Raw genomic sequence first — 7,722 nt, 5'->3', positions numbered from 1 at the left:
AGTCCCCAGTCCCCAGTCCCCAGCCCCCTGTCCCCATCCGCCATCCGCTGTCCGCTATCCCGCTGTCCCGCTGTCCCACTGTCTCACTGTCCCACTGTCCCACTAGCTCACTAGTCAACTAGCCCACTATTCCACTATATGTGGTAAGATAGATGGAGAATACGAGGTGGTTATGATGGCTTACAGGGAAGAGGAGCTGCTTGCCCGGCTGGAGAAGGATATGCTTCATCCGGATCTTCTTTTCACGAAGGATTATATAGAGGAAGATGGTGTCACTGCTGACACCAAAAGACGGTATGAAGAGGTGGTACTGGAATGGCTTTTGGCCCATGGGGACGGTCTGGTGAAGACGGACCGGAACTGGTCCATGTACCGGACGGTGGTGAGAAGGGCATCGGATGATGGCGGAAAGCTGGCATCAGCTATTCTGGCGCAGAAGGATTTTGCCCGGGGGCTGGCCCTGGACATGGGCATCCTTTTGAAGGATGGCAGGACAGAGGAATGGGGGGCCTTCCCGATTTCTTCCATGGACCGGATGGGCCGGGTGCTGACGCTCTACGATGTGAGGCAGGAGTCGGAAAAGGAAATGCCCCTTCGGCGGCTTCTTCGTGTATGGTCGTGGAAGGAGTCGGTGAACCGGCTTACGGTGGCTTCCGCTCTTGGCGTGACAGGTCCTTTTGTGCTGAAAGCTTCTGTGCTTGTGACGGGAGCATCCAACGAAAGGTACGGCAGAAGCGAAGGACGTTCCATTTCCCTGCCCTTAAGGCGTCTGGGAGTGCTGCTTGGGGTTTCAGAGCTTTATTTATTTCATGGCATCCATCTGCTTCCGGTGAACCCGGGGCTTCCTCTGTACGGACAGTATACGAAGGCGGAGCTGCTTTCTCGTATAGAAAAGGACAGCGCCCATCCGGAGTCCCTGTACCAGAAGGACTATATCAACCGCCATGGCGTCACATGGGATACGGAGGAGCCCTGCTGCCAGGTGCTGGGCGAATGGCTGCTTAACCACCGGGATATATGGATGACCCTTCCAAGGGGGCTGTATCGCCGGGTGGAAGGCATGCGGACGGAGAAAATTCTTCGGAACGATATGTTTGCCCACATTCGCCGGCAGAAGGTGCTGCCGCCTTTCGGGCGGGTGCTTCCGGATGACCTGGTGTTTCTGGGAAGCCGGTTCCAGCAGACCGGACGGCCTGCCATGATGGTTCATGATGTGACGGGGGAAGGGAAGGAAATGATTTCCCTGGTGCGGGTGATAGAGGTGCCGGAATCCTCCGATACCCTCCTGGGAGCGGTGCTCCGCGCCTTTACCCATCTGGTCATGCTGGACGGGGAGAAGCTTTTAAAGGAAATGAAACTTCCTGAAGATTCCCGGATTGAAAGCCGGATTCTGCTTCAGGAGGGCGAAAGCCAGACGGACAGCTTCCTTCGGGATCTGCCCTGCCTTTCCGGACTGATGCAGGCCATGGGGGTAGGACTGGTGATGATGGAAAAGGGATATGAAGCGCTGTGGTGAATGATTTCTTTGAAAGCTTTCCGGAAATCATTTATAATAGAAATAATTCATTGTTTGAACGGATTATATTTCCTATGGGAGAAGGAGACTATGCATGGGATTTTTTGATAAGGGACATGAAAAGGAGAGCCCTATCGGCAATTTAAGAGCACATATCGGTACGTTCATGTACTTCGTAAAGGTGGGCAAGTCCAAATTCAAGCATAAGGGCAAAGTGGGCGAAATCTTTGCGGATATGGACAATACCCAGTATCTCTTCCAGCAGGCCACTTCCGGCACCATGTACGACATGAAGAAAAAGCTGGACTACACACTCTGGGACGCAGCCACCCATAAGTACACCGAAGATATCCAGAAGCTGAAGGATGAGCTCCTGAAGGCGGTGGATGAAGGGGAAGAGAGCGGCGTATTTGAAGAGGAAAAGAAAGAAAAGGAATCGGAGGCCAAGAGGAAGGAAGAGGAAGAAAAGAAGGAAGAAGAAACCGGCGACTGGAGGTCCCATATCAAGGGCCAGATGGCGGAAGCAGAGGAAAAGGCCCGCCGGGAAGCGGAAGAAAAGGAACGGGAAATGGAAACTCCGGCGGCGGAAACGGAAGAGGAAGCGTTGACGGAAGAGGACTGCCGGGAGCTTTGGCGCATTATCCAGGGACTGGAGCGGGAGTATAAGGAAATGAACAGCATTGCCGATGACTGGTTCGCCGTCCATGGAAAGAAAACGGGCTGCCTGGCTGCACTGGTGGCTATGACACTCCTCCCCCTGGGTGCCATGTACGGCCTGTATCATCTGCTGTAATAGGCTGGAGGGCTGGTGGACTAGTGGACTGGTGAGCTAGTGAACTAGTGAGTCAGCTGCTGGCAGCTGGCTACAGAAGTCTGACATCTGAAGTCTGACAGTCTGATGTCTGTCGTCTATCATCTATCCAACATAATTTTTACTTGTATTTACCCTCTTTCCTATGATATGATTATTTCAGAAAAATTGTTTCGGGGAGGTGACATCATGTCCAAACATATCGTTACAATCAATCAGTCTTCTCTGCAGGACTCCATTAAGTTTGAAGGCTGCAGTGAATGTCAGACTTCCTGCCAGTCTGCCTGCAAGACAAGCTGCACCATCGGCAACCTGATCTGCACGACTCAGGAAGAAGCCAAGGAAGCAAAGAGAGCCTGATTTTACGGCCCAGCCCCCGGCCCTAAGGCCGGGGGCTTTTCTATTTCTTCTTTGGAAGATACAAAGATTGTAATTGGCGGTGTGAAAGCCGCAATGAAAAGGAGATTATTCATGGATTATAATGTAAAGCCCATGATTCATCGTTTCCGTCAGAACGGCATGAACATTGTGATGGATGTAAACAGCGGCATTGTTCATGTGGTGGATGACGTAACATATAAGGTACTGGAATTTTATAACGGAAAAAACCGGGATATGGTGCTGGCCAATCTGTCTTCTTCCTATGAGGAAAAGGAACTGAATGAAGTGATGGATGACCTGGATGAACTGATTCAGAAGGAAGTCCTCTTTGCGCCTATGGACCCCAACTATAAAATGGCCATTGAAGACAGGCCTATCATCAAGGCGCTGTGCCTGAACATTGCCCATGACTGCAATCTCCGCTGCCGGTACTGCTTTGCAGGGCAGGGCGGCTACGGCCAGTGGCGCATGCTCATGCCCTTTGACGTGGCAAGAAGGGGCGTGGATTTCCTCATTGCCCACAGCGGCCCCAGAGAACACTGCGAACTGGATTTCTTCGGCGGCGAACCGCTCATGAACTGGCATGTGGTGCAGCAGACCATTGATTACGTCCATAAGCAGGAAAAGAAACACCACAAGAAAATCAAAATGTCCCTCACCACCAACGGCATGCTGCTGGACCAGGAGAAGGTGAAATATCTCACCGACAACCACATCAGCCTCATCCTGTCCCTGGACGGCAGGAAGGAAATGCATGACCGCATGCGTCCTGATGTGAACGGAGAAGGCACCTATGACCAGATCGTGAAGAACCTGCAGTACTGCGTGGCCCACCGGAACGGGGAAGAATACTATGTCCGCGGCACCTTTACCAGGTACAACCTGGATTTTACCACCGACGTGGAGGACATGCTTGACCATGGCTTCCCGGCGGTTTCCATGGAGCCTGTGGTAGGCGAAGATACGGAAGAATATTCCATTAAGGAAGAGGACCTGCCCAGGGTGAAGGAGGAGTATGACCGTCTGGCGAAGCTCTTCATCCGGCGGGAAGAGGAGGGGCGTCCATTCTTCTTCTTCCATTTCAATATGGACCTTTGGAAGGGTCCCTGCCTCCCCAAACGTCTCCGGGGCTGCGGCGCCGGCCATGAATACCTGGCGGTGGTGCCGAACGGCGACATTTATCCATGCCACCAGTTCGTTGGCCGGGAAGGCTATGTACTGGGCAATGTATATGAAGGGCTGAAGAACATGAAGATGATGCATGATTTCCGCACCAACCATGTTTTCACCAAACCGGAATGCGTGGACTGCTGGGCGAAATTCTTCTGCTCCGGCGGCTGCCATGCCAATAACGAAGCCTTTGCCGGCGACATCCACAAGCCTTACCATATTACCTGCGAAATCCAGAAGAAGCGGGTGGAATGTGCTATGATGATTCAGGCTTACAACCAGCTGAAAAAGCCGAGTGTCATGGCTCAGCCCGGTTCCTTTGAAGCGAAAAGGGAAGCGCAGGAAAGACAGCAGTCATAAAGAAATAACCGCGTTAAAAGCGCGGAAAAAAGGGGTTTCTGTTTGCACAGAGCCCCTTTTTAATTTATAATATTCTTAAGTGTAGGCAAAATTTGGCAGCTTGAGACAGCTGAAAAAATAATTGGATAACAGGTTCTGAAGATGGATTTTCGTTAAAGGAGGATTCACTGATGAAATTAAAAAGACTGGCAGTCTGTGCGCTGGCGGCATGCATGCTCGGCACCGGCGCCATGATTCATGCGGATGCGTTCAGCCTGGGCAGCGTCCTTGGCGGAGTGGCTAAAGTAGGAGGCATTGGCTTCCTTGTTTCTAAATATGGAGAATCAATTAACAGTGCCATTAACTCGGTGATGATGAAAGAAGGCGCCGGCACGAATTACGCCACCAAGGTGGTGCCTATCGTGAGTATCGGAAACAGTGGATACATCGGCGCCGCCCAGGTCATCGGCGATGCGGACCAGGTGGAAAAGGTAGAGGCTGTGGGGCAGCTGGAAATCAGCTGGAATGACAAGCTCTTCCGTATCAAAGGCCTGATCCCCATGGACAGCGTAAATCCTGCTTCCTTCAGTCGTGTACAGGGAGTAGGCGTTTCTGCGGTGATTGATGTAAGAGTATAAGAGTATGACGGAGGGTGATACTATGATAAAGAAAGCAATATTGGCAGCGGGAATTTCCCTTTTGTGCCTGGCACCGGTTTTTGCGGAAGAACCGGCTACCCTGTCGGACAGGATTGACCGGGTGGATGAAGTGATTTACGGCAGTGCCCAGAGCGGCTCCCTTATCAGCCGGGTGGACAATGCGGACAACCTGATTTACGGAAACGGCAATTCCTCCGCCAGTGGCCTGGACAATCGGATTACGAACCTGTACACCGATGTGGTAAAGAGCGATGACGATGCCCAGCCTTCCATTGCTACCAGGGTGAATGCCATGGAATATTATCTCACCGATGAAATCAAGTCCGATTCCCTGAAAACAAGGATTGGGGATCTGGAAACCAAGGTTTACGGGGCCGAAAAGAAGGGCGCTATCGACCAGCGTCTGGCCAATCTGGAAAAGTCGGTTTATGGTGACCAGCATTATGAAATGAAAACGGTGGAGCTTCCGGCTGATACGGTATTCAAGATTTCCCTGAACGATGATGTGAGCAGCAAGACGAACCAGGTGGGAGATCCCGTGACCTTTACGGTGCAGGAAGATGTGAGCGTAGGCAATGTGCTGGTGCTCCCCAAGGGTGCCCAGGGCAGCGGCGTGGTGACGAAGGTAAGCCGCCCCAAGAGCTTTGGCAGAAGCGGCGCCCTGGATGTTTCCTTCGACCAGGTTTTCTCTGTGGACGATGAAGTGATTCCTACCGTGCTGGGACCGGAAGCCAAGGAAAAGCTGAAAATGGAAGCGGCTGCTGTCGGCGCATCCACCATCGGCGCCCTGGCCCTGGGACCTATCGGTCTGGTGGGTGGCTTCTTTGTGAAGGGCAAGGATGTGAGCCTTCCGGCAGGAAGCACCCTCTACATTGAAACCCAGGAAGCCGTCACCACCAAGGGGCTGGAACTCACCAGCGGTGCGCCGAATGCGGTCATCCGGAAACGGGTGGTGCGTTCTGCAGCAGCGGATACGGAAACTGCCAAAGCAGCGGCGGACAATGAAGTGAAGGAAACAGAAACTGCTGCTTCTGCTCCTGTGGCAAAGGCAGAGGAAAAGGCTGAAGCCAAGGCAAATGACACATCCACCGCTATAAATGAGAAAGCAAAGGCGGAATTGGAATCAGTAGGGGAGAAGGATACGGAAAAGGCAGCTGCCAAAACAGACAGCAGCTCCGAAGAGACTCCTTCCGTGGTTATCGTGAGAAATGACTAAATGACGAAGACATATATAAAACTGCTGGCCCCCTTTGTGCTGGCCTCCCTGCTGGCCATGCCGGCAGGAGCAGAGGAACCAGACGGTCCGGCGGATATTCCTGCTGCCGGTGCTGATGCAGGGACACCTCTGGTATTTGATGCCAAAGGGGTAGTCCGGCCTGCAGCTGCCTATGAAATGACGACAGAGACCCAGCCGGCTAAAGAAAAGCAGGACAAGGCAAAGCAGAATAAAAACAAAAATAAAAACGGAAAAGACGATGCTCCCCAGGACAGCGGGATTTCCGCGGAAAACCCCATGTACGTCACGGCAGACCGTATGCGGTATAACGATACCACCGGTGACGTGGATGCCATGGGGAAGGTGGTCATTAAGCACATGCTTGACACCTACCAAACAGAATATGTATATGGCAACTCCATTGCCCAGAAATACGTAATCCCCGGAGAAGTGCGCTGGGTGAATCCTACCACCCGTCTGAAAGCGGAAAGGGCGGATTATGACGCCGCCAAATCCATTGGCCGCTTTGAAAAGATGGACGGATGGGAAGAGGGAACCTATTATTTCAAAGGCGCAAGCGGCGTGTATGACAGAAATGCCAATAAACTGGTAGTGCAGAAGGGCTATTTCACCACGAAGCACGCTGTGGCCAAGGTGCCGGATTATCGCATTGAGGCGGACTCCATCGATATTTATCCCGGAGACCACTACACCGCCCATAACGTAAAGCTCATGGCGAAAAATACAACCCTTATTACTCTGTCCAGCTACTCCGGCTCCCTTGCCCATGATGACAGTGAAGTAAGCCTGTGGTCCCTGATTCCGCGGCCGGTTTTCGACAGCGATAACGGCACCGGTCTTCATAATGAAATCGCGGTGCCCCTTGGCGGCGGCACGAATGGCACGGTGTACATGAAGAACCGCTGGTACACCAAGTCCGGCTACAAGCCCGATATGGGCGTCCGTTACCGCACGCCCGTAGGTACCGCTAAAGTGCACTATTCGGAAGAGGAAAGCTCTACCAATGATGACGGCGGTATCTGGGTTAAGAAAAGACCGTCCCTGGAATTTGATACCAACCATTTCTACCTGGGAAAATCCCGTTTCTATGTAGGCGCCCATGGCGAATGGGGCTACTGGGATGAAGACCGGGGGGGCCGGGATGTGAAGGGTGCCTACAAGGGCTATGACCTCTATGTTTCCGGAAATCCGTGGAAACTGGGGAAATTCATGAACTTCAGCTGGAAAGCCGGCTACGCCAAGGATTATTACAGCTATTCCGACAATATCCGCAGAAACGGCTATTACTCTATGGGTATTTCCGGCGGCTACGGTCCCCTGTCTTCCTGGATTTACTATACGGACCGCGATATCAAGGGATATACGCCCTATGCCTACGACAGCTACAGCAGTGAAAAACCGTTGGATCTGGGATTCCGCTGGCAGGCTACCCGCATGGATGCACTGAGTCTTGCCTGGTCCATTGATACGGTGAACGGGAAGTTGAATCACCGCTACTGGACTTACTACAGAGATATGCATTCCTTCTACGCATGGATCCGGTATGATGATATTGAAAAAGAAACAAGATTCATGATTATGCCGAAGGACTTTAAGTTCTGATTAGTGG

General features: G+C 52.3%; 7 protein-coding genes. All 7 read left to right on the top strand.

Annotated elements, in window-relative coordinates:
- Positions 1-172 precede the first annotated feature (172 nt).
- The 7 genes from QZQ29_RS03150 to QZQ29_RS03120 all read left to right on the top strand — a co-directional run bounded on the left by QZQ29_RS03150 (position 173) and on the right by QZQ29_RS03120 (position 7,715).
- Positions 173-1,516 (top strand): hypothetical protein, encoded by a 1,344-nt coding sequence (locus QZQ29_RS03150; protein ID WP_296959521.1) that lies wholly within the window; start codon positions 173-175, stop codon positions 1,514-1,516.
- 94 nt (positions 1,517-1,610) lie between these two features.
- On the top strand, positions 1,611-2,309 hold the full coding sequence (locus QZQ29_RS03145; RefSeq protein ID WP_296959518.1) for a hypothetical protein: 699 nt from the start codon (positions 1,611-1,613) through the stop codon (positions 2,307-2,309).
- A gap of 207 nt (positions 2,310-2,516) precedes the next feature.
- Positions 2,517-2,687, top strand: coding sequence for a six-cysteine ranthipeptide SCIFF (scfA, locus tag QZQ29_RS03140; RefSeq protein WP_008860055.1), 171 nt, complete (start codon positions 2,517-2,519; stop codon positions 2,685-2,687).
- 111 nt (positions 2,688-2,798) lie between these two features.
- Positions 2,799-4,238, top strand: coding sequence for a thioether cross-link-forming SCIFF peptide maturase (gene scfB, locus QZQ29_RS03135; RefSeq protein ID WP_296959515.1), 1,440 nt, complete (start codon positions 2,799-2,801; stop codon positions 4,236-4,238).
- Positions 4,239-4,408: 170 nt separating this feature from the next.
- Positions 4,409-4,855, top strand: a complete 447-nt coding sequence (locus QZQ29_RS03130; RefSeq protein ID WP_296959512.1) for a hypothetical protein — start codon at positions 4,409-4,411, stop codon at positions 4,853-4,855.
- Positions 4,856-4,877: 22 nt separating this feature from the next.
- Positions 4,878-6,092: a hypothetical protein gene (locus tag QZQ29_RS03125; RefSeq protein ID WP_296959511.1), complete on the top strand. Its 1,215-nt coding sequence runs from the start codon at positions 4,878-4,880 to the stop codon at positions 6,090-6,092.
- Positions 6,093-7,715, top strand: a complete 1,623-nt coding sequence (locus QZQ29_RS03120) for a hypothetical protein (protein WP_296959507.1) — start codon at positions 6,093-6,095, stop codon at positions 7,713-7,715. It abuts the gene before it with no gap.
- Positions 7,716-7,722: the final 7 nt, after the last annotated feature.

The organism is uncultured Dialister sp., assembly GCF_900538805.1.
In the GTDB taxonomy this organism is placed as follows: domain Bacteria; phylum Bacillota; class Negativicutes; order Veillonellales; family Dialisteraceae; genus Dialister.
This window is presented reverse-complemented; position numbering and strand designations above follow the sequence as displayed.